Genomic DNA, 20,678 nt, shown 5'->3' on the forward strand with positions numbered 1-20,678 from the left:
CCCTCCGCCTAGCTCCTGGCGAGCTTCGAGCCTGCCAAGAGGGCCTGATCCAGGCGCGTCTGATCCAAGGTGGCCTTCCACGTCTCCGCCGAGTAGAGGTTCGCGCCACGAAGATCGGCGTGGCTCAGATCGGCGCTCTCGAAATCGGCCTCCATGAAGTTCGCCTTGACCGCATGCGCCCGGTGAATCCTGGCGTGCCGGAAACGAGCGCCCTTGGCCGTCACCCGGTGGAGCACGGCATGATCGAGCTCGCTGTACGAGAAGATCCCTGCGCTCAGATCCGCCTCGGTGAAGTTCGCCGACCGGAGCTCGGCGGCCTGAAACGAGCACCCGGACGCCCTGACGCGCTGAAATGAGCCCTTCGACAGCTTCGCGTCATCCGCCCTGAGCCGCACCATGGACGCGTCGTCGAAGGTCGACTCCTCGGCCGAACACTCATACATCTGCGCGTCGTCGAGGACCGCGCGCCGGAACGTCGCGAGGCGCAGCGCCGCGCCCGAGAACGTCGCGCCGGCGGCGCTGGCCCCGTCGAAGACGACGCCGATCAGCGTCGCGTCGGCCAGGTTGGCTCGCGCGAGCTCCGCGCCGTCGAACGATGCCCCGGAAGCGCTGGCATCGGCGAGCGTCGCGTCGGCGAGCCTCGCGCCGGAGAAGATCGCATTCGTCAGGTTCGCTCCGGAGAGGTTCGCACCGGTGAGGTTTGCGCCCTTGAAGCTCGCGCGCGCCGCAGCGACCCGGTCGAGAGCAGCACCCGCGAGGACCGCGCTGTCGAAGAGCGCCCCCTCGAGCCTGGCACCGCTGAAGCGCGCGCCCGTGAGGTCCTTGCCGCGAAAGTCCATGTCGGTGAGGTCGCAATGAAAGAAGCTCACGCCCGACAGGACGGCCCCGGACGCCACGAGCGCCGCTGCCTCCTCCCTCGGCATCGCGGGCGGTAGCTTTACCGGCCCCGCCAGGAACCCGTCCTTGGCGCTGCCGACGGGCGGCGGGGCCTCGGGGTCAGGCGCGTTCGAGACCCGAGGAGCCGTCTCGCCCTCGATCTGGGCAAGGAATCGCTGCTGTATCGTCTCGATGTCCGTCTTGGCATGAACATCATCCATGCACGCATAGAGCAGCGCTATCTCGGGCGCGTCCTCACGGGTGACGTTGAGGAGGCCACGCCACACCAGACAGACCTTCAGCGCGTCCGCGTCGAACCACACCGTGTCCAGGTTCAGCGGGATCTCCCTGAGCTTGCCGCCTGCCTCGCGGGACGGCTGCGCGAAGGCCCGGGGCGCGAGGCCAGGGAGCTTGCCGTTGATGACCGAGAGCCTGGGGTGCACGCCCGCCAGATAGAAGTCCTCGTCGCCGCGCGGATAGGCGATCTGCTGCTCGGGCGGCGCCGCGTTGAAGTACCTCCAGTCGAAGTCCCGCGGGAAGTACGGCCATCGCTCCTTGAGCCAGGTGCTGTCGTACGTGCCCAGCCGCGAAGCCCGGAGCGCCCAGGCGGCGGGGACCGGCGCGAAGCACACGGGGGCCGGGCGATCCTGCTCGCTGCGGAGCAGCTTGTCCCCTCGCTCCAGGTTCGGCAGCCAGGGTCCGGCGACCCCCTGGATGACACCCCTGCCCACGGGATTCTCCTCGTACCCCGGCCCGCCGAAGGCCCGCTCGTAGCGGAGCGGGATGCGATCGAACGGGCTCGGCGCCGACGGCCCGCTCGTCTGCCACCTCCGATCGCCGATCGCCGCCAGCGAGAGCCGCAACGCCTGGCCAAAGGCGAGCTGCACGTTCGTGACGCCGGATCGCTGCGGCTGCGCGTACGCGTGCCCGACCATCAATACATCGGCGGTCGGCTTGAAAGGCGCATGGTCGGACGCGTACCTGAGGGTCCCTTGTGGATCCTCGTCGAAGTACGCGTCTCCGGTCGGGGGCTCCTGATCGTCCGGCGGGAGCGGCTCGGCCAGCCCGTCCGGGACGATCGTCATCGAGCTCTTCACCACCACGACGAGCGCGTCCTGAGGCGGCAGGAGCTGCCACGGGCGGACGGCCGCGGCGATGGATCCATCGGTGACGACGGGCACCGTCTCCCTGGGGCGAACCGGCAGATCGACCATGGCTCAGGGCGCGACCAGGACCTTGGCCTGGCTGGGAGAGTCGTGGAGCCCCGCGGGCATGTTGGCGTTGGCGCCGTTATGCGCCGTCTGCGCCGTGAGGTATACGGCGCCCTTCCCCTCGATCTTGACCTTCGAGCTGCCGCGCTTGAACACCACCTTCTGCGCCACCGTCCCGGAGACGACACCCCCCGCGGTCCCCGCCTGATCGCCGGTGCTGGTCGGTATCTCGGACATCTCGACGACAGCGTGCTTGTTCTCGATCATCACCTTCGTCGAGGTCGCCGTGGCGTTGCTCACCATGGCCATGTTGGGAAACGGTATCGGGATGGGCGGGGCCGGCGGCGCCGGAACCTTGCACACGTCGGGCATGCCCATGCACGTGCCCCCACCCTTCGATCCCGCTGGCATCATCGCGCTCGCTCCTTTTTCCTGCCGCTAGCCGAGCAGCACGCGCTCGCCGTCGATGCGCGTATCTTTCTCCGACGTGATCGTCGTCCGGCGCCCGAGCAGCTCGAGGGTGCTCGACACCAGCGTGCGAAGGCGCCCGGCGCGCGTCTCGAGGAGCCCTTCGACGTCGTGAAACACATCCATGGCGCGCTCGATGACGCGGCCGGCGCGCAGCTCCCACTGGCCCACCGCCCAGTCCGCCTTGACGGCATCGACCGCGAGCGCTCCCGCGGAGACGCGCGCCTTCTCGCTCGCCAGCGCGATCGAATCCTGCGTCAGCTCGATCTTGCTCCCGTCCACGCCTGCCGAGAGGATCACGCGGCCGGCCGGCGCCGAGAGCTCGAGATCGGACGTCGCGGAGATCCTCAGCTCGCCCGTGGCACCATCCAGGCTCGCGACCAGCGCGCCTCCGGGATCGAAGAGCGCGAGCACCTGCCCCTCGACGGTCGCCCTGGCCCCGGAAGGCGCCACGAGCTGGGATGGCTGCGCGGCGTGCACGACGCCCGTCACGTAGGCGGTGCCCGAGTCCGCCTCCTGAACGAGCACGCGATCGCCCGTCGTGGGGCGATAACCCGGCACCGCGATGCGGGCCGTCCACTCGGTCTCCGAGCGCGAAACGCCGCGCAGTCGGACGCGCCCCTCCTCCACGCCCAGCACGAGCGCCTCGACCACGGGCTGGACGGACACTGCTCCTCGCTGCGCTGCCCCATGTCCTGTCTTCATGACGTCACCCGCTCGTAGAGAAATCTTCCGCCGCCGCCCGGTCTGGATCGGTCCCGCGAAGGCCATTTCTGCTCGCGCCCGATAGCCGCGCCTGGCTCATGTTCGCTCGATGCGTGTTCGCGAAATCGAGGATGGCATCGGCCAGCGTGGCGTGGCTCAGGTCCGCGTGGGACAGGTCTGCCCACGAAAGCGATGCGCCCTCCAGCGAGGCGCCCCGCAGATCGGCCTTGGCGAGCCTGGCCTGACCCAGCTTTGCGCCTCGAAGCTGCACCCCCGGCGCCATGACGCGGACGAGCTCTGCGTCCTCGAGGAGCGCCTGCGAGAGATCGGCCCCCTCGAGCCTCGCCTCGGTGAAGTCCGCGCGCTTGCCCTGGAGGCCCATGAGCTTGGCGCGCCGCAGATCGGCCCGCGCGAAGCAGCTCTGGCCCGCCTTGACCCCGCGCAGATCGGCGCCCTCGAGCCTGGCGTCGGACAGATTGGCATCCTCGAGGCTCGCGCCGCGGAAGCTCACTCCCGAGCCCTCGACCCGCTCCAGCAGGCACTGGCGGAGCTCGGTGCGCTCGTCCAGCTTGCACGCCGTGAGGTCCGCGCCGCTGAAGTCCGCCAGAAAGAAGCGTGCTCCCCGAAGATCGGCGGCGCCGAGCGCGGAGGTCCCCACATGGCACGTCGTGAGATCCAGCCCGGCGAGCGACGCGCCAGCGAGCGTGACATCCGAGAGGTTCGTGCGGTGGAAGCGCGCCTCGCGCAGATCGGCGCCGGTCAGGTCGGCTCCCTCCAGGTTGGCCTCCACGAGGAGCGCCCGCGTGAGGATTGCGCCGAGTAGCCGGGCATCGGCCAGGTCGGCGCCGGTGAAGTCGGCCCCGGCGAGCTCGACCCCCGAGAACTGCGCGCCGGTGAGCCGCGACCCGGCGAGCCTGGCCCCCGCGAGCGACACGCTCACCCACTGCGTTCGCTGGAGGTCCATCTCGCGCAGATCGACGCCGGCGAGGTCCACCGCCTCGACGCGCACACCCCGCGCCCTGCCCTGAGCGCAGAGCTCCATCAGCTGAGCGCGGTTCGTGACGACGGTGGTTGCTGTCATCGAGGCTCCTCGGCGCCGGCCCGGCGCACGCGCCATGCTACCGGAGACGCCGGGTGCCCGGGGGGAAAAGTGCCCTCCTCGGCGTCACGCGCCGTCGTCTTCTTCCTTGGGACGCTTGATCCCGTAAAGCTGCCCGTCGCCGGCGTCGAGCAGCTTGAAGCGCGGCTGTCGCATCTGCGGCGGGATATGCGCCTCCACGAAGCGGTTCCAGTTCGACGCCATCACGCAGAGGGCCTGGAAATACGTCTCGGGGTCGAGCCGCAGCGAGGAGACCACACGCGCACGCTCCGCTCCGGCGCGTCCATCGAGCGCGTTGCGGCCCGGGAACGGCGCGTGCTCGGTGAACACGACGGCGAACTGGCGCGGCGAGTGCAGGACCTGCACGCCGTTCGCCGCGGCGGGCGTCGCCTCGGTCGACCAGTCGATCGGCATCGCGCCCGGCTCGGCAGGGGTCGCGGTCCCGCCCGCCTTCATGGCCTCCTGCATCTTCATGGCCTCCTGCATCGCCTTGAGCGCGCGTTCGGCTTCCTCGGGGCTGCTCATGGCAGGCGGCATAGCAGAATGCCGAGCTTGGGGGGTATGGGAACGGTCGTCTCTCCGGCATAATCGTCGCACCCATGACGTCGACCCAGCCGGATGTCCCCTCCACCAGCAGCTCGAGCGCGCTGACCTTCTCTCCCGCCGCGCTGGGCTTCGGTCCCGTGCCCGCGGGGGAGGCCGCCGTGCAGAGGGTCGTGGTGCGAAACGGCACGAGCGAGGCGGCAAACCTCGCGATCGATGCCAGCGCCGCCGAGTTCAGCATCCTGAGCGGCCCGACGACGGTCGACGCCGGGCAAACGGCCGAGCTGTTTCTGCAGTATCAGTCCGCGGCCGAAGGCACGCACGCGGGGACCTTGACGGCGACGGGCCTGTCGGGCGAGCTCGGGCGCTGCTCGCTGTCCGGCACGACCATCCCGAGCCTGACGATCGATCCCGGCGCGATCGCCTTTGGCGACGTGCCGGTCGGGCAGACCCGCGTGGACTCGTTCTTCGTCACGAACGCGACCGGCAGCGATGTGAACCTCGAGCTGATCTCTGCGGTCGGGGGCACGTTCACGATCTCGCCCTCGACGGTGCGGAGCACGGCGGTGCCGACGCTGATCGCGGTCACCTACGTGCCGGACGACGTCGGCGCCGCCCAGGCCACGATCCGTCTCTCCGACGCGCTCACCGCATCGCTCTCGGGAAACGGGATCGTCCCGGAGGAGCCGGACGATGTCAACCTCGTGGCCGCACAACGCTTCAAGGTCGAGGTGCCGTTCGACCGGGCGCGCCTCTTCCTCGGGGCCGGCGTCACCAGCAGCCCGGCGGGCACCTTCTCGAACGTCGACGGCTGCGGCCTCGACGCCGACTCGAACATCTACCTCAGCGCGCGCACCGGCCGCATCTTCGCGCAAGCGGGCACTGACGTCTTCCTCCAGGCCGACGGCGGCATCGACGGAGACGGCTTCGCGCAGCTGCACCAACAAGGATCGGACGGGAAGGCGATCCTCAGCTCGAACGGCGCGACGTACGTCGCGGGAAAGCGCGGTGTCGTCATCAGCGCCGGCGTCAAGGTCGGGCGGAAGAACGGGGATTCGTTCGACGAGAGCGCGCCCGACACGGACAAGATCGACAACTGGACCAAGTTCTTCGCCGCGGTCGACGTGGTCGTCGCCACCAAGCTCGCGTACGACGCGATCAGAAGCTACCTGGACGATCGCAAATCGACGCCGCCCTACAAGCAGTGCATCGAGTTCTTCGCCGCGGGCATCGCCTCGACCGCCCCGTTTGTCGGTGTGTTGGGCGCCGCCGGCAAGATCCCGGGCATCACGATGTTCGGGGCGGGCGGCATCTCGATCTTCAGCCCTGCGTACACCGCTGTCTACGGCGTGGGGGGGCTCGCCCTGGTCTCCCTCTTCCCAACGATGTTCGGAATGGTCGACGCGACGATCTGGGCGGGTGACGACGTCGGCATCACGGCCGCGACGGGCTCCGTGAAGGTGTTCGGTAGCGAGTCGGTGAACGTGCACTCCGCGAAAGAGGTGTCGATCGAGGCGTCGACCAACAAGCACAAGGACGGCGGCGAGATCAAGCTCATGGGGAAATCGATCTCGATCGGCAGCGACGTGGCTTCAGCGAAGGTGCCGGAAACGAGCCAGATCAAGATGGGGGCGCAGTCGCTCGAGATCCGGATCGGCGTTGGCTTCATCACGATGAACGCCCAGGGCCACATCGAGCTCGGCACGGGCGACAACAAGATCACCATTGGTCCCGAAGGCATCAAGCTCGACGCCAATCGCGTCACTGCCAGCGGCGGCGCGTCCAAGCTCGAACTCTCCGACAAGAAAACTCTGCTCGAGTTCAAGGACGGCGGCAAGCTGGCCATCGACCGGGACCTTGCCTCTCTGTACAAGGACCGTGACAACGGGGTGTACTTCGCGGAAGACAAGGCCGTGATAAAATACAGATCGACGATCAGGCTTCACTTGGACAGGGAGGGCGCGTACCTCGCTGGAAAAAAGCAGAAGCTTGGCCTTTGAACCCGGACATCTAGCGGTGGTCGTCGCTCTTCCCGACGATCTGGACCGCTGGGCTCCGCGTCGCGATCAGACGTAATCGTCGAGCTCGATGACGATGCCCGAGACGGTCCTGATCTGGTTGACGTGCGCGTTCGAGGCCGTGACCGGGGATGGCGCAGACTCGTTCGGCGTGGCGCCGACGATGATCGGCCTGTCAGGATCGCCGTCGATGAACCCGAGCAGCACCTCCGTGCCCGGCTTGACAGGGAAATGCATGCCGTAGCCTGGTCCTGCGTGCGGCTGCGCCATGCGCACCGGCCGCGACGCCTTGGCGCTGCCGCCCGCCGCGGTGTCGAAATGGAACTGGACGGTGTACCTGCCCTTCGGATCGATCCGCGCGCGCCGCCCCACAGCGTTCGACTCCACGACTCGGCTGAGCAGCCCGTGGATCCGCGGCCTCGGCGTGATCCTGGGCGGTCTGTACGCGCGGCTCGCCGGGATCGCGCGGAATGAGTTCCTGTAGAAAGACGCGCGCTCGACGCCGCCGTGCATCCCCACGACCTGGCTCGCCTCGTGCTCGACCTCGACCTCGACGAGGAGGAGGCCGCTCTCCTGCTCGTGGCGGTGCCCCTCCAGCGTGAAATTGCCCTCCTCCGCGTCACGCGCCGTCGTCTTCTTCCTTGGGACGCTTGATCCCGTAGAGCTGCCCGTCGCCGGCGTCGAGCAGCTTGAAGCGCGGCTGTCGCATCTGCGGCGGGATATGCGCCTCCACGAAGCGGTTCCAGTTCGACGCCATCACGCAGAGGGCCTGGAAATACGTCTCGGGGTCGAGCCGCAGCGAGGAGACCACACGCGCGCGCTCCGCTCCGGCGCGCCCATCGGGCGCGTTGCGGCCCGGGAACGGCGCGTGCTCGGTGAACACGACGGCGAACTGGCGCGGCGAGTGCAGGACCTGCACGCCGTTCGCCGCGGCGGGCGTCGCCTCCGTGGACCAGTCGATCGGCATCGCGCCCGGCTCGGCAGGGGTCGCGGCGCCGCTCGCCTTCATGGCCTCTTGCATCTTCATGGCCTCCTGCATCACCTTGAGCGCGCGTTCGGCTTCGTCGGGGCTGCTCATGGCAGGCGGCATAGCAGAATGCCGAGCTTGGGGGTATGGGAACGGTCGTCTTTCCGGCATAGTGGGCGCACCCATGACGTCGACCCAGCCGAATTTCCCCTCCACCGGCAGCTCGAGCTCACTGACCTTCTCCCCCGCCGCGCTGCGCTTCGGGCCCGTGCCCGCGGGGGCGGCCGACGTGCGCGTGGTCGTGGTGCAGAACGGCACGGACGAGGCGGTAAGCCTCGCGCTCGATCCCGGCACCGCCGAGTTCAGCGTCCTGGGTGACACGACGACGGTCGACGCCGGGCAAGAGGCCGAGTTGTTCCTGCAATACCAGTCGGCGGCCGAAGGCACGCACAGGGCGACCTTGACGGCGACGGGTCTGTCGGGCGAGCTCGGGCGCTGCGCGCTCTCCGGCACGACCATCCCGAGCCTGACGATCGATCCCGGCGCGATCGCCTTCGGAGACGTGCCGGTCGGGCAGACCCGCGTGGAGGTGCTCTTCGTCACGAATGCGACCGGCAGCGACGTCGAGCTCGTGCTGAGCCCGGAGGTCGGGGGCACGTTCACGATCTCCCCCGCGAGGGTGCCGAGCACGTCGGTGCCGACGGTGATCGCGGTCACCTACGTGCCGGATGCGATCGGCCCCGCCCAGGCCACGCTCCGCCTCTCGGGCTCGCCGCTCTCCGCATCGCTCTCGGGAGCCGGTGTCGACCCTGGCGACATCGAGTTCGTGGACGCGAACGCACAGCGCTTCAAGGTCGAGGTGCCGTTCGACCACGCGCGCCTCTTCCTCGGGGCCGGCGTCACCAGCAGCCCGGCGGGCACCTTCTCGAACGTCGACGGCTGCGGCCTCGACGCCGACTCGAACATCTACCTCAGCGCGCGCACCGGCCGTATCTTCGCGCAAGCGGGCACTGACGTCTTCCTCCAGGCCGACGGCGGCGAAGCTGGAGACGGCTTCGCGCAGCTGCACCAGCAAGGATCGAGCGGGAAAGCGATCCTCAGCTCGAACGGCACGGCGTACGTGGCGGGAAAGGGCGGCGTCACCATCAGCGCCGGCCTCAAGGTCAAGCGGGACGACGGTGCAACGTTCGACAGCACGCCGGACACCGGAGCGATTGACGCCCTTGCAATCACCTTCACCGTGTTCGACATGCTCGTCGCTAGCAAGCTCGCCTACGACGCGGTGCAGAGCTACCGGGAAGATCGCGCCGAGACGCCGCGCAGGAAGCAGTTCCTGGAGATCGCCGGCGCGGCCGTGGCCTGCAGCGCCGTCGCCTTCGGTGGGCTGGGCGCCGCGGCCGTGGTCCCGGGCGTCACGCTCTTCGGGGCGGGCGGCATCTCGATCTTCAGCCCCGCGTATACCGTCGTCCACGGCGTGGCGGGGCTCGCCCTCGTTTCCACCTACCCGGCGATCTTCGGCCTGATCGACGCGACGATCTGGGCGGGGGACGACGTCGGCATCACGGCCTCGACGGGCTCCGTGAAGGTGTTCGGTAGCAAGTCGGTGAACGTGCACTCCGCGGAAAAGGTCTCGATCGAGGCGTCGACCAACAATCACCAGGCCGGTGGCACGATCGAGCTCAATGGAGAGCAAATCGGGATCGGCGACCTCACGGGTTCAGGGAAGGTGCCGTGCACGAAGCAAATCTTTCTCCAGGCGAAAGAGACGCTCCTGATCAACGTCGGCACTGGGAATGACGCGGGCATCATCGAGATCGGCACGGACGACAACAACATCCGCATCACTCATGACGGCATCGAGATCAATGCCAAGAAGCTCGCCGTCTTTGCCGGAAAATCTTATCTGGAGCTCTCCGACAAGGACTTGACGCTCAACTTCGAGGACGGCGGCCAGCTGGTCCTGAACCAGGAGAGCGCCGCTCTGGAGCGAGGCGGCGCCGGCGCGGTGATTCTCTCGCAGGGTAAAGCCGTGCTGCAACACACCAAGGACAATCGGCTCCGCTTGGCCGCCGATGGCCTGAATTTCAAAGGTAAAAAGCACAACCTCGTCGGTTGATCCCGGTCCTCTATCGGAGGTCGTCGCTCTTTCCGAGGAGGTAGGCGCCGAACGCTGGGCTCCGCGCTGCGATCAGACGTAATCGTCGAGCTCGACGACGATGCCCGAGACGGTCCTGATCTGGTTGACGTGCGCGTTCGAGGCCGTGACCGGGGATGGCGCCGACTCGTTGGGGATGGCCCCGACGATGATGGGCCTGTCAGGATCGCCGTCGATGAACCCGAGCAGCACCTCCGTCCCCGGCTTGACAGGGAAATGCATGCCGTAGCCCGGTCCTGCGTGCGGCTGCGCCATGCGCACCGGCCGCGACGCCTTGGCGCCGCCGCCCGCCGCGGTGTCGAAATGGAACTGGACGGTGTACCTGCCCTTCGGATCGATCCGCGCGTGCCGCCCCACCGCGTTCGACTCCACGACCCCGCTGAGCAGCCCGTGGATCCGCGGCCTCGGCGTGATCCTGGGCGGCCTGTACGCGCGGCCCGCGGGGATCGCGCGGAACGAGTTCCTGTAGGAAGGCGCGCTCTCGACGCCGCCGTGCCCCCCCACGACCTGGTTCGCCTCGTGCTCGACCTCGACGAGCAGGAGCCCGCTCTCCTGCACGTGGGGGTGTCCCTCCAGCGTGAACCGCAGGCCGGCGCCGAAGGCGGGAATATCGCTCTCCCCGACATAGACATCGCGCGTGGACTGGCGCTCTTCGGCGCGGACCCGGGCGAAGAATTTCCCTTCTTCCGGCGTCTTGAAGTGCGTGCCGTACTCCACGACGCCTCCCGCGTACGCCGCGGGGAGCTCGTGATGCGCCGTCAGATCGATGCGCGGATGTCGATAGTTGTAGTCCTGTACGACGTACCCGGCCGGGATGAGGCGTGTCTTCACCTCCAGCGAGAAGACGTCGCGCCGCTCGCCCCTGGACCGGAAGGCCACGTCGCCGCCGTCGCCCACGGCGCCGAACCCCTCCATGTGATCGGTGAACACCAGCACCTCGCGCTCCTCGCCGTGCTCGAAGAAGAAGCTGATCCCGAGGTGCTCCGCGAGGCGCGAGATGAAGGCGATGTCGCTCTCCCTGTACTGCACGACGAACTCGCGCGGCGGATAGGCCTCGAGGAGCCGCTGCTGGACATCCGACGCGAGGCCCACGAGCTCGATCTTCTGCTGGATCATCTGCGGGATGGTGAGATCCATCAAGATCTCCTGCGTCTCGACCAGCGTGAGGCGCCACGCGCGCGGGACGAGGAGCAGATCGTAGCTCCGGTGTTCCGCATCGACCTCCAGGCGGTCCACGAGCTCGGCGATCATGCCGTGAACACGCCTGAGCACCACGCCGTCCCGCTCCATGACGATCGTCGCCTCGGCGCCCACGACCTCGTCCCTCGGCAGCCCCTCGGGATCGAGGCACAGGATCGAGATCTGGAACGAGAAGAGCTGCGAGATGGCCTCACGGCCGCGGAGCGCGCGGACCCGCACGTGATCGCAGCGGAACGCCGCGGATTCCAGGCGGATGGTGAGCGGGTGTTTTGCCGACATGGAGTTCAAGAGACCGCGGAATGCCGACCACGTCAAGCGACACGGCAATGCTCGCCCGAGGTAACGCCGCGATGGCCGTCACCGGGTGAAGCGGCCGTAGAGCACGCGCTTCACGTCCACCGAACGAACTGGAGCCTCCGGCGCTCGCGGCGGTGGCTGCGGCGCCGGCTGCGGCGACTCGACCTCGGAGAAGGCCCGCGGCTCCGCCGCGTAAACCCTCCTGGGCGCGGCCCCGGCGGCCCGCGGCTCCGCGGGGCTCGGGGGCACCGCCGCGCCCGCCGGCGACGCCTCGGGCCCCGGCGCCGCTCGCGGCGGGCCATCGGGCAGGGGAGGCTCCGCGGCCGCCGAGGCAGCGCCGTCGCGCTCGGGGGCAGGCGCGCGGTGCGCTGGTTCTTCGAGCTCGGCGGGAGATGCGCCGCGAACGGGGTGCGGCGCGCTGTCGTCTGACGGACGATTCACCACGAACGGCAGCGGGTCGCGCTCCAGCCCCTGCGACCTCATTCCCGTGGCGGTCGGGAACGGTTGCGTGAGGAGGACGTCGTCGCGTCCTCGGCCCCGAGGTCGAGGCGCCGGCGCGGGCGGAATCGCCGGCGGCAGGTCCGGACGGAACGGCAGCGTGGCGGCCTTCGGGCGCGGCGCCCCCTCGGGCTCATCCTCCAGCGGCACGGTGTGGAGCAGGCGCGCCTTCGAAGGCGCACCGCCGTGCCGCGCGGCGCCGGCGGTGGCCCCGGCCTCCGGCTTGCCGGAGACCGCGGGGATCGGCGCCGGCTGCGCCCTCGCAGCCGGCGTCGAGCGCTCGGGCCATGACCGCGGCTCCCCCTCGACCTCCACGGACGCGGCCGCCCGCATGGACGCGAGCGCCGAGCGGCTGGGCAGCGCGAGTTGCCCGCGCCACACGAGCGTGCACCGCTCTTCATCGGCGTCGATACGGAGCGTGTCCGCGGTGAGCACGAGCGTCCCATCCGAGATGCCGTGTTCGGTCAATCCGGAGACGCTCGCGAGGCCGCGCGCGCGCGGCACCCTCGTGGCGAGGCGCGGCACGCCGGGGCGCACCCCGTGGAGCACGATCCACTCCCCGCCGCGCAGGCGGTCGAGCCGCTGATCGGGCGGCGCTGCCTGGAAGTATTCCCACGCAAAATCATCGGGGATATCCGCGAACGGAGCCTCGATGCTCGTCCTCTGGCACGCGCCGAGGAGCTTGCGCCGGGAGGGCCATGTCCCGCCGATCGGGCCGAGACACGCGGGCCTGCGCGGCTCGGCCGGCGCGACGAGGTTGGGCTGCCCGTCACCGGGGAGCGCCCCCAGACCGACCGGGTTGTCGAAATACCCCGCCCCGCCGAACGCCCGCTCGTACACGAGAGGAATTCTCTGGAATGCCGCGGTGTGGCGGACCAGCAGCGACTTCTGCAGGAGCGTGCGCCCCTCGTCGGCCACGGCCAGCCCCACCTGCACCGACCGCGCAGGCGCTTCGGTGGGTGAGTAGGCGTGTCCCGTCAGGACGACATCGACCTTGGTCAAATGAGGTGCCAGATCGCGGGTGATCCGGGCGCTGCTGCTCGGGTCGTCGTGATGTGGGACGTCGTGCTCGACGATGCGCTCGGGCTCGACCCGTCGCATGGTGCCGTCGGGCACGAGGCAGAATGTCGCCTTCACCACGATCGTCGCATGGATACGGCCCCGATAGCGCCAAGCGATGGCCGCGGCGGCGCAGCCCGGTGCGGTCGCGATCGCGTCATTCGAGAACAGCCCGCCGCTCATTTCCTCTCCTCTCGTCGTCTCTCCAGGCGCCTGACCCGCGAGGCGTCAGGGGGACCCGGATCCACCTTGACACCACGTTCCGTAGAAGGAAATGGTGAAACTTCGGCGTGATGCGGCCGTTGTCGCTGGCGCAGCGCCACCGCGTGCTGCCGCGTCGCGCGGCGTTGTAGGGGCGGCGCGGCGATGAGGGGAGGGGGAGCGCGCCGAGAGGACCGTCCTTCCGGACCTCTGGCGCCCATGCGCCATGGCGTGGTCGTCGCGCGCGCCTTCACTCCATAGCCTGCGGGGCTCGGTCACGGGATCGGGAACCCGCGGAGCGGCGCGGCGCTGCCGTTGCCGCGCCGCGATCGGCCGCCAGCTAGGTGATGAGCGGACCCTTGCACCAGTCAGCGCGGCCGACAGACGTCACGTTCATGCCGATCGCCCGGGCAATGCTGACATAGACGTCGTTGTGATTGCGCCCACCGGCGTCGAGCATGCGCCCGGTCGTCCAAGCACCTCCACATCTGCCGGCAACCACGAAAGGTGCGTGTTGGGGCGGGTGGTCGGTCTCGGCGAAGTTCTGGCCGGAGCCCAACTGGCTGCTTCCGTTCTGGGTGCAGAGAACCGCTGCGGTGTTGTCGAGCACCGAGAACTCGCCGTCGGAGAGGCCTTTCAGCTTTTCGATGAAATAGCGGAACTCTCCCGCAAAATAGGCCTGGAGCCGGGTGATTTGTTGTCCAGGAGCGCCGTCCGGATCGCCGTGTGAGACGGAGTGCCAGGCCGAGATATCGATGTCACCGAACTTGACGGCTTCGTTGTTCTCGCCGCCGCCCCACATCATGGTCGCCACGCGAGTGATGTTGCAGGCGAAGGCCATCGCCATGATGTCGAGATAGAGCCGGCTGTGCTCCGGCATGTCGTTCATCATGGTGTCCTTGCTGAGCAGCGTCGACCCGATCTGCTTGCACGAGCCATCTGTGGGGATGCTGCCGCCGACATCGCGTTCGAGCGTGCGCAGCGACTCGAGGTAGAAGTCCATCTTGGTGGCTTCCTCCGGCCCGAGCCGCCCGCGGAAGGACCGGACATCGTCCTTGATGAAGTCGAGCACGCTCTGACGGCGGAGCAGCGCCTGCTCGGCGGCGTTCGGCGTGTTCATGGACATGCCGCCCCCGCTGATGCGGTCGGCGATGCGCTGATACGCAGCCAGCGGGTTCTTCACGCTGGGGATGAACTTCCCATCGACCTGAGACAGTCCGGGGATGACGCCGCCGTCGCCGGACGTCTGACCGACCGCGATCTCCAGCGATGCCAGGGGGGTCGTGTCCTTGAGGAACCTGGCGAACTCCTGGTCGATGCTGGTCCGCGCGCCGAGGCCGAACACCGAAAACGACGCCGAGCGGTGCGCGTTACCGCCGTCGCGCTTGAGCGTCAGGTTCTTGAACACCAGGATGTCGTCGCGCACCGCTTCGAGCGGCGCCATGTGCGGCTTGAGGACGAAATTTCTTTCGCCGCCGGTCGGCTCCGATTGATACTGAGAGCCATTTGCGTAGCCGAACATGGCGACGCGCGTGATCCGCGGGACGGTTTGTGCGTAGAGGTTGTCGGCCAGCCCAGAACAGAAGAGCGTTCCGTAGCCGAGGCCACGAAGCATCGTACGCCGGGAAAATTTTACGTTGCGCATGGCGAGCTCCTAGTTCCTCCGGTCGATGAAGCTGGGCGACGCGATCACGCCCAGCACCAATTGATCAATCGCGTGCTGTGAGCGCGCAAATTCGTCCACGAGGCGCTCCTTCTCACAGGCGTCGAGCTCCGGAAAGTCGTATCCTGAAGAGTAGGCGGCGAACTGCTGTGCGAAGCAGCTGTAGACATCCGGCTTTTGCGCCAGCTCGTCCACGAGCTCCACGAAGTTGGAAAACACGATTCCGGGAAGCGCATTCTCCTCGCTCGGCAGCGGCAGACTGCCGCTTGCATCGATCGGCTGGTCGTGCTCCGTCGTTCTGTAGCGACCGATGGGGTCGTAGTTCTCGAGCGCAAACCCGATTCCATCGAACAGATCGTGACAGACGGCGCAGCCCGGACTCGCATGAACGCCGAGTCTCTGCCGACCCGTGGCGTCCTCCGGGGCAAAACGGCCGGCATTCGGAACACCGCCGGGCGGCAGCGGCACGCGGTGGCACAGGACCTCTGCGCGGACGTAGGCGCCGCGCCCGACGAGGGCCGTATCCTGGCTGTGCGCGTGGCCCCAGAGAAACGGCAGCGAGGTGAAGATGCCTCGGCGTTCCGTCGGATTGAGCTCGCGGCGCACCATGGCGTCGCCGGTCACCCCGCTCAAACCGTAGAGCGGAGCGGTGCGCTCGTTCACGAACGCGTACGTGCCCATGAACAGCGAGTCGAAGCGACGATCCGCTCCCTCGTCGAAGAGCACGCTGTTCGTGAGCAGGCGCAGCTCTTCTTTCAAATCGGCGGTGAACTCGGGCGCCAACTCGGGCGTTACCATCGGAAAGACGCTGGCCTCTTTCACCGAAGTCGAGAGATTCTCGAGCTCCAGCCACTGCTCGAAGAAGTGGTTCATGGCGGGCGCCGCCTTGTCGCGCGCCTCGAACATGCGCTTGGCCTGGGCCAAGAGCGCTGTACGGTCGCGCAGCTCCCCTCGATCCGCGAGCGCGGTGAGCTCGGCATCCGGCGCGCTATCCCAGAGCAGGTACGAGAGCGCCGAAGCGACCTCGTGGTCCGTCAGCGCCGTCACCGCTCCGGTGTCCTTCACCGTGCCGAGCTCCGTGCGGTGCAGGCTGTTCGGCGACATGAACAGCGCCTGCACGACGCTCTTGACGCCTCCGGCAGCACCTTCGCCCTGCGCGGCGGTCTTGGCGAAGAGCGCGCTCAAGGAGGTGACTTCCGTCGTCGAGAGCGGGCGGCGCCAGAGCTTTCGCCCCGTCTCGGTGACGAAGCCGTCCAGGCAAGGGCCAGGCGCCAAGCTGTCGACGTCGCAAGCGATCCCGAACTTGTCGGGGTTCTGGAGCGCGTGCGCCCCGAGCTCTTCACCGACGGCGAAATATACGTCCGCGAGGAGCGGCGCGATTCGCAGGTTTGAGGCCTGGTTGGCGAAGCCGTCGAGCCTGGCCTCGCTCGGCAAGTTCGCGAGCGCTGCCGGCTGGACGTCGAACTCGTCGCGCAAGGTGTTGGCAAGCTGGGTGTTGGTCAACCGCCAGATGCGCGGTTTGGCCAGCGCAGGGGTGGCGCCACACTCGGCCGCCGGCGGCGTCTCGGTCGCCGGCGGCGCCTCGCCCTCGACTCCCAAGACGCCCGTGCACCCGCTGGCCACGACGACCGCGAGCGGCGCCGCAAGGCCAAACGAGCGGCTCATGAGTGAACGTAGTACACCGATTCGTTTTGCGATTGGCATGGAACGCTCTTGCTAGGATGGAATGTTAGAGGAAGCTGGGTGAGGCCAGGAAATCCAAGCGCGATCCGAACATCGAGCTCCTTGTAGTTCATGGTGGCGTACTCGAGAAACCGCCTCACAGGCGCGCACGGCGCGGCCGCGGCGTTCGGCGTGTGCAACAAGGAAGGCAAGAGAGGAAGGGTTATGGTCACCCCAGCAGGAGCGAGGAATCGTCGGCGTGAAAGGCGTCCACTGGCCATGCGGACCTCCCGTGGCGTACCCGCAAACGCGCCGCTGCACGCGTGCTCGACGACCGAACGAACGTACCCGGTGCCGAGATCGATCCCGATCCCGGGGACGAAGGGCCGGCGCGCACGTCGGCCTGTCCAGGGCAAAACAGAAGGATACCCCTAGAAGGCATTGTGAACGGTCACATTTCGGTGTCAACCGGAAATGGAACGGCGCGGGCTTCCTCGATCCCGAGGGGGCGCAGCGGCGCCCGTGGGAGCTCTCCGATGCGCTCGGCTCGTACCACGGCCCGGCGAGGCGGCGAGCCTGCCCGTGGGATACGTCGAGCTCTCCGGACCGGTGTTCGCCTCGGCCCGGCGGGTACGGCCGGGGCTGCCAGGAGAGCGCGCGCCCGGCGCGAGGACCGGAGAGGGAGATAGCAGAGGGAGGCGCCTCAGAAGGCGGCGTCGCGGAGCTTCGCCTTGTACTCCGCCTTGTACAGATCGTGGCAGGCCTTGCAGCTCGCCTTGGCGCCGTCGATATCGCCCTTCTTGGCCTTTTCCACGCCATCCTTCGAGATCGCGACCCACTTGGGCATCCCGGGCGGCGGCTTCGACGCCACGTATTCCAGCGCCGACGCGATCTTCGCGCCGTCGCCGCTCGTGGTCGCCGACTGCATCACCGTCTTCATCCAGCCCTGCATCGGACAGGCCTTCTGTCCTTTTGCACCGCAGCCAAAATCCTTCCCCTCGGCGACAGAACCGGGGAGGTCCGCGGTCCCGTTCGCGGCCCATGCTGCGCCTGCAAAGCCAATGCCGACGCTCATCAACACCGCGCTCATCAGCTTCATGCTCATCGACATCCGACGTCTCCTGTCATGTAAGAAGCAACCTCAGCCAAGTTATCGCAGCTCGGAGCATCAAATTGTGAACGTTCACATTACTGACGTCAACCAGAATCGGCTGACGCGCGGCTCTCCTCGATCCCGGTGGGCGCGCAGCGGCGGCCGGCCGCGGCGCCCGAGCTCCGAGAGGTCCGGCGAGCGCAGGAGCAGCGGGCGAGCTCGCGCTGGACCGCGCGTTCGAGTCACCGCGCACCAGATCGCCGCGCACGAGAGGCGGCGCCCAGGCACCGGCGGGCTCGCAGCGTCGAGCGCCGACCGGCGATGCGCTGCTCGGCTTCGAGCGCGTCGGGCGGGCCGGCGATCAACGCTGTCCGGCGTCCGCCCATGTTGACGCGGCGCGCTGGAGGAGCCCCGCCAGCCTCGCCCTCCATCGGGCTCCGGGATATCCCCGCGGCCCATCAATTGGCGTTGACATCGGCCATGTGATCGTTCACATTCCCCTCGACAGGGTTCCTTTTGCTTCGCCTCGGGTGGGTCGCCATGCGCGCCGAGACTTTTGTCATCTGATCGGTCTCGGCACCGATCCCGTTCGGTCGGTCATCACGGAAGCGATCGCCGATCGATGGTGCTTGGCGTTTTGCCAGGTTGAATGCACTGGAGACCACGGCAAGCCTCGGTTCGGCTGTCGTGAGATCCAGGGTATTCTCCACCGGAGTTCTCCGAGATCCGGCAAGGCGGGCGGACGGCAACTTCGGGTGCAGCGTGACCTGGGTTGCGGCGGGCTCTGCTCGGCCCCTCCTCGGGTGCACGGTGTCATCACATTGGCCCCGTCCGGGATCAGGCGCTCCAGGTTCCGTCACACTGCGGGACCTGCTCTGGGTTGACAGACAACTTTTCTATACGACCCCCCTGGAATAGCGACGCTACGCCAGCAACTTATCCGTGCATCGAAGGGGCCGCCTTCACTCCACAGCCTGCGGGAGCTCGTCCAGGTCCCCTGTAGGCTGACGCGCGTGCAAGCCCCGGTTGACGTCTCTGCCGCCAGCGAGAGGCCCGTGCGCAAACCCGCCAGAACTACAACGCTGTTCCTTTCCATGAGCCTCTGCGGGCGGATCCTGCTCGGGCTCTCTGCCGCGACCGCCGCGACGTTCGCGCTCGCGCCCGCCACGCTCGCCGCCCCCAAGGCGTCGAAGTCGATCGCGGTGCGCATCGAAGGTCCCAACGCGGATGACATCCGCGAGGACATCCTCGCCATCATGCCGGAGACGCTGGGGGTCGTGGACCCTGACGCGTTCTCGAGGTCGCTGAAAGGCGCCGGCCAGACCAAGCCCGTCGGGGACGCGCTCGTGTCGAAGGCTCAGCGGAAGAAGGCCATCGACCGCATCCGCAAGGCAGGAAGGGCTGCGAAGGCAGAAGGGGTGATCTACGGCGTCTCGCGGACCAACAAGAAGAAGAAAGAGGTCCACCTCGTCTACGTCGACGAGAACGCCGGCGACCTCGCCGTGGACAGCGCGGTGCCGCTGAGCGGCTCGCGGGACGACCGCAAGAGGGCGCTGGAAGAGCTGCTCGGCCCGACGCTGGCGCAGGTCGCGCCGCCGCCCGCGCCGCCCGCCGAGGAGGACGGGGTGAAGGGCGACCGGGAAGGCGAAGGCGAGGATGGCGACGGGGGGGACGAGAAGGAAAAAGGCGGCGAGGAGAGGGACGCTGACGAGGGCGGGAAGGGCGGCGAGCGCGAGCCGCACGAGGCCGGCTCGGCGCTCTTCTCGATCGAGCTCGGCGTCGAGTTCGTCGGCCGCTGGTTCGACTACTCCGATCCGCGCACGCGGAACCTCCCGCCCTACAGCGTCTTCGGACAGCCCGCGCTGTCGGTCTCGGGCGAGCTGTACCCGCTCGCGTCGACGGACATCGCGGTGCTCAAGGGCCTCGGGGTCACCGCGGGCTATGCGCGGGCGTTCGGCCTCGACTCGGCGGTGGGCAGCGGCGACCCGATCAGCACCACCTACGAGCGCATCAACCTGGGGCTCCGGGAGCGGCTGTCGCTCGGCGAGGCGTCCGTGCTCGGGATCTCCGCCGGGCTCCGGTTCCTGACCTTCGAGATCGACGCGTCGGCGGACCTCGCCAGGACGGTGCCGAACGTCTCGTACACCCTGTTCCGGGCGGGCCTCGACGGGCGCTTCCCGGTCGGCCCGATCGCGCTGGCGCTGGGCGCCGAGTACATCCTGCCGCTCTCGTCAGGCCCGGTCTACGAGCGGTTCACCGGGGCGAGCGTGCAGGGCGTCGGCGCGCTGGCCGGGGTGATGATCCCGGTCGCGACCGGCATCGAGGCGCGCCTGCTCGTCGAGTACGCCCGGTTCTTCTCGTCGTTCCAGCCCGAGCAGGGCGACGCGTACATCGCAGGCGGGGCCATCGACCAATACCTGGGACTGCGGCTCGCCGGAGCCTACGTCTATTGAGAGAGGTAGCACGTGACGTTCATGACTTCCTTTTACGGGCGCGCCGCGCTCACCGCGGCCGCCCTGCTGACCGGCGGCGCGCTCCTCCCGAACTGCGCTGGGACCCTGGACGAGGACGAGTTCCCCCTGGACGACCAGGGGGCCGGCGGCGGCTCCGCCGCGGTGACCGGCAGCGGCGGCGCCACGACGGGCGGGGGGGCGAGCGGATGCGCCGAAGCGCCGGCCCTGGTCGCGATGAAGTGCGCCACCGCCGGCTGCCATGACGAGAACTCCAAGCTGGCGGGCCTCTCGCTGGCCGCCGGGTGGGAGAACACGCTCCGGGGCCAGGCGTCCGTGTGCGGCGAAGGCAGCTCGGTGCTCGTCCCGGGCGACCCGGACGCCAGCGCGATCTACACGAAGGTCACGCCGGACCCGCCGTGCAACGAGCGGATGCCGTTCGGCGGCGCGGCGCTCAGCGACACCGAGATCGCGTGCATCCGCGACTTCATCGCCGCGCTCCCGCCCTGAGGC

At 68.5% G+C, this 20,678-nt stretch carries 17 protein-coding genes; 4 read left to right on the top strand and 13 right to left on the bottom strand.

Features of this window, described 5'->3' with window-relative positions:
- Positions 1-8: 8 nt before the first annotated feature.
- The 5 genes from WMF11_RS12650 to WMF11_RS12670 all read right to left on the bottom strand — a co-directional run bounded on the left by WMF11_RS12650 (position 9) and on the right by WMF11_RS12670 (position 4,884).
- The gene (locus tag WMF11_RS12650; RefSeq protein ID WP_437977656.1) at positions 9-2,090 is read right to left on the bottom strand and encodes a DUF2169 domain-containing protein; all 2,082 of its coding nucleotides are present in this window, start codon (positions 2,088-2,090) and stop codon (positions 9-11) included.
- A gap of 3 nt (positions 2,091-2,093) precedes the next feature.
- Complete coding sequence (locus tag WMF11_RS12655; RefSeq protein WP_437977657.1) at positions 2,094-2,501, bottom strand: PAAR-like domain-containing protein; 408 nt, start codon at positions 2,499-2,501, stop codon at positions 2,094-2,096.
- Between the two features lie 24 nt (positions 2,502-2,525).
- Positions 2,526-3,260, bottom strand: coding sequence for a DUF3540 domain-containing protein (locus tag WMF11_RS12660; protein ID WP_437977658.1), 735 nt, complete (start codon positions 3,258-3,260; stop codon positions 2,526-2,528).
- A 4-nt stretch (positions 3,261-3,264) separates the two neighbouring features.
- A complete protein-coding gene (locus WMF11_RS12665) occupies positions 3,265-4,341 on the bottom strand; it encodes a pentapeptide repeat-containing protein (protein ID WP_437977659.1) in 1,077 nt (358 codons plus the stop codon).
- Between the two features lie 84 nt (positions 4,342-4,425).
- On the bottom strand, positions 4,426-4,884 hold the full coding sequence (locus tag WMF11_RS12670; RefSeq protein ID WP_437977660.1) for a hypothetical protein: 459 nt from the start codon (positions 4,882-4,884) through the stop codon (positions 4,426-4,428).
- A 74-nt stretch (positions 4,885-4,958) separates the two neighbouring features.
- Here WMF11_RS12670 and WMF11_RS12675 point away from each other — a divergent pair, with 74 nt between their 5' ends.
- Positions 4,959-6,902: a choice-of-anchor D domain-containing protein gene (locus WMF11_RS12675; protein WP_437977661.1), complete on the top strand. Its 1,944-nt coding sequence runs from the start codon at positions 4,959-4,961 to the stop codon at positions 6,900-6,902.
- 66 nt (positions 6,903-6,968) lie between these two features.
- On the opposite strand, the gene WMF11_RS12680 is transcribed toward WMF11_RS12675, so the two are convergent.
- Positions 6,969-7,433, bottom strand: coding sequence for a phage baseplate assembly protein V (locus tag WMF11_RS12680; protein WP_437979306.1), 465 nt, complete (start codon positions 7,431-7,433; stop codon positions 6,969-6,971).
- Positions 7,434-7,539: 106 nt separating this feature from the next.
- Positions 7,540-7,998 carry a hypothetical protein gene (locus tag WMF11_RS12685; RefSeq protein WP_437977662.1) on the bottom strand — a complete coding sequence of 153 codons (459 nt, stop codon included), beginning with the start codon at positions 7,996-7,998 and terminating at the stop codon, positions 7,540-7,542.
- 73 nt (positions 7,999-8,071) lie between these two features.
- Here WMF11_RS12685 and WMF11_RS12690 point away from each other — a divergent pair, with 73 nt between their 5' ends.
- Positions 8,072-10,003 (top strand): hypothetical protein, encoded by a 1,932-nt coding sequence (locus tag WMF11_RS12690; RefSeq protein ID WP_437977663.1) that lies wholly within the window; start codon positions 8,072-8,074, stop codon positions 10,001-10,003.
- A 72-nt stretch (positions 10,004-10,075) separates the two neighbouring features.
- On the opposite strand, the gene WMF11_RS12695 is transcribed toward WMF11_RS12690, so the two are convergent.
- The 6 genes from WMF11_RS12695 to WMF11_RS12720 all read right to left on the bottom strand — a co-directional run bounded on the left by WMF11_RS12695 (position 10,076) and on the right by WMF11_RS12720 (position 18,425).
- On the bottom strand, positions 10,076-11,521 hold the full coding sequence (locus tag WMF11_RS12695; protein ID WP_437977664.1) for a type VI secretion system Vgr family protein: 1,446 nt from the start codon (positions 11,519-11,521) through the stop codon (positions 10,076-10,078).
- A 78-nt stretch (positions 11,522-11,599) separates the two neighbouring features.
- The gene (locus tag WMF11_RS12700) at positions 11,600-13,279 is read right to left on the bottom strand and encodes a DUF2169 domain-containing protein (protein ID WP_437977665.1); all 1,680 of its coding nucleotides are present in this window, start codon (positions 13,277-13,279) and stop codon (positions 11,600-11,602) included.
- A gap of 358 nt (positions 13,280-13,637) precedes the next feature.
- Positions 13,638-14,942 carry a DUF1552 domain-containing protein gene (locus WMF11_RS12705; protein WP_437977666.1) on the bottom strand — a complete coding sequence of 435 codons (1,305 nt, stop codon included), beginning with the start codon at positions 14,940-14,942 and terminating at the stop codon, positions 13,638-13,640.
- 9 nt (positions 14,943-14,951) lie between these two features.
- Entirely contained in the window at positions 14,952-16,664 is a 1,713-nt protein-coding gene (locus WMF11_RS12710) for a DUF1592 domain-containing protein (protein WP_437908640.1), read from the bottom strand.
- 661 nt (positions 16,665-17,325) lie between these two features.
- Entirely contained in the window at positions 17,326-17,733 is a 408-nt protein-coding gene (locus tag WMF11_RS12715; RefSeq protein WP_437977667.1) for a hypothetical protein, read from the bottom strand.
- A gap of 440 nt (positions 17,734-18,173) precedes the next feature.
- Positions 18,174-18,425, bottom strand: coding sequence for a hypothetical protein (locus tag WMF11_RS12720; protein WP_437977668.1), 252 nt, complete (start codon positions 18,423-18,425; stop codon positions 18,174-18,176).
- A 384-nt stretch (positions 18,426-18,809) separates the two neighbouring features.
- Between WMF11_RS12720 and WMF11_RS12725 the strand changes: the two genes are divergently transcribed.
- Positions 18,810-20,168: a hypothetical protein gene (locus WMF11_RS12725; protein ID WP_437977669.1), complete on the top strand. Its 1,359-nt coding sequence runs from the start codon at positions 18,810-18,812 to the stop codon at positions 20,166-20,168.
- Between the two features lie 12 nt (positions 20,169-20,180).
- Entirely contained in the window at positions 20,181-20,675 is a 495-nt protein-coding gene (locus tag WMF11_RS12730; RefSeq protein WP_437908644.1) for a hypothetical protein, read from the top strand.
- The last annotated feature ends 3 nt before the right edge of the window (positions 20,676-20,678 follow it).

Origin of the sequence: Sorangium sp. So ce295, assembly GCF_051527405.1 — a bacterium.
Classification (GTDB): Bacteria; Myxococcota_A; Polyangia; order Polyangiales; family Polyangiaceae; genus Sorangium; species Sorangium cellulosum_B.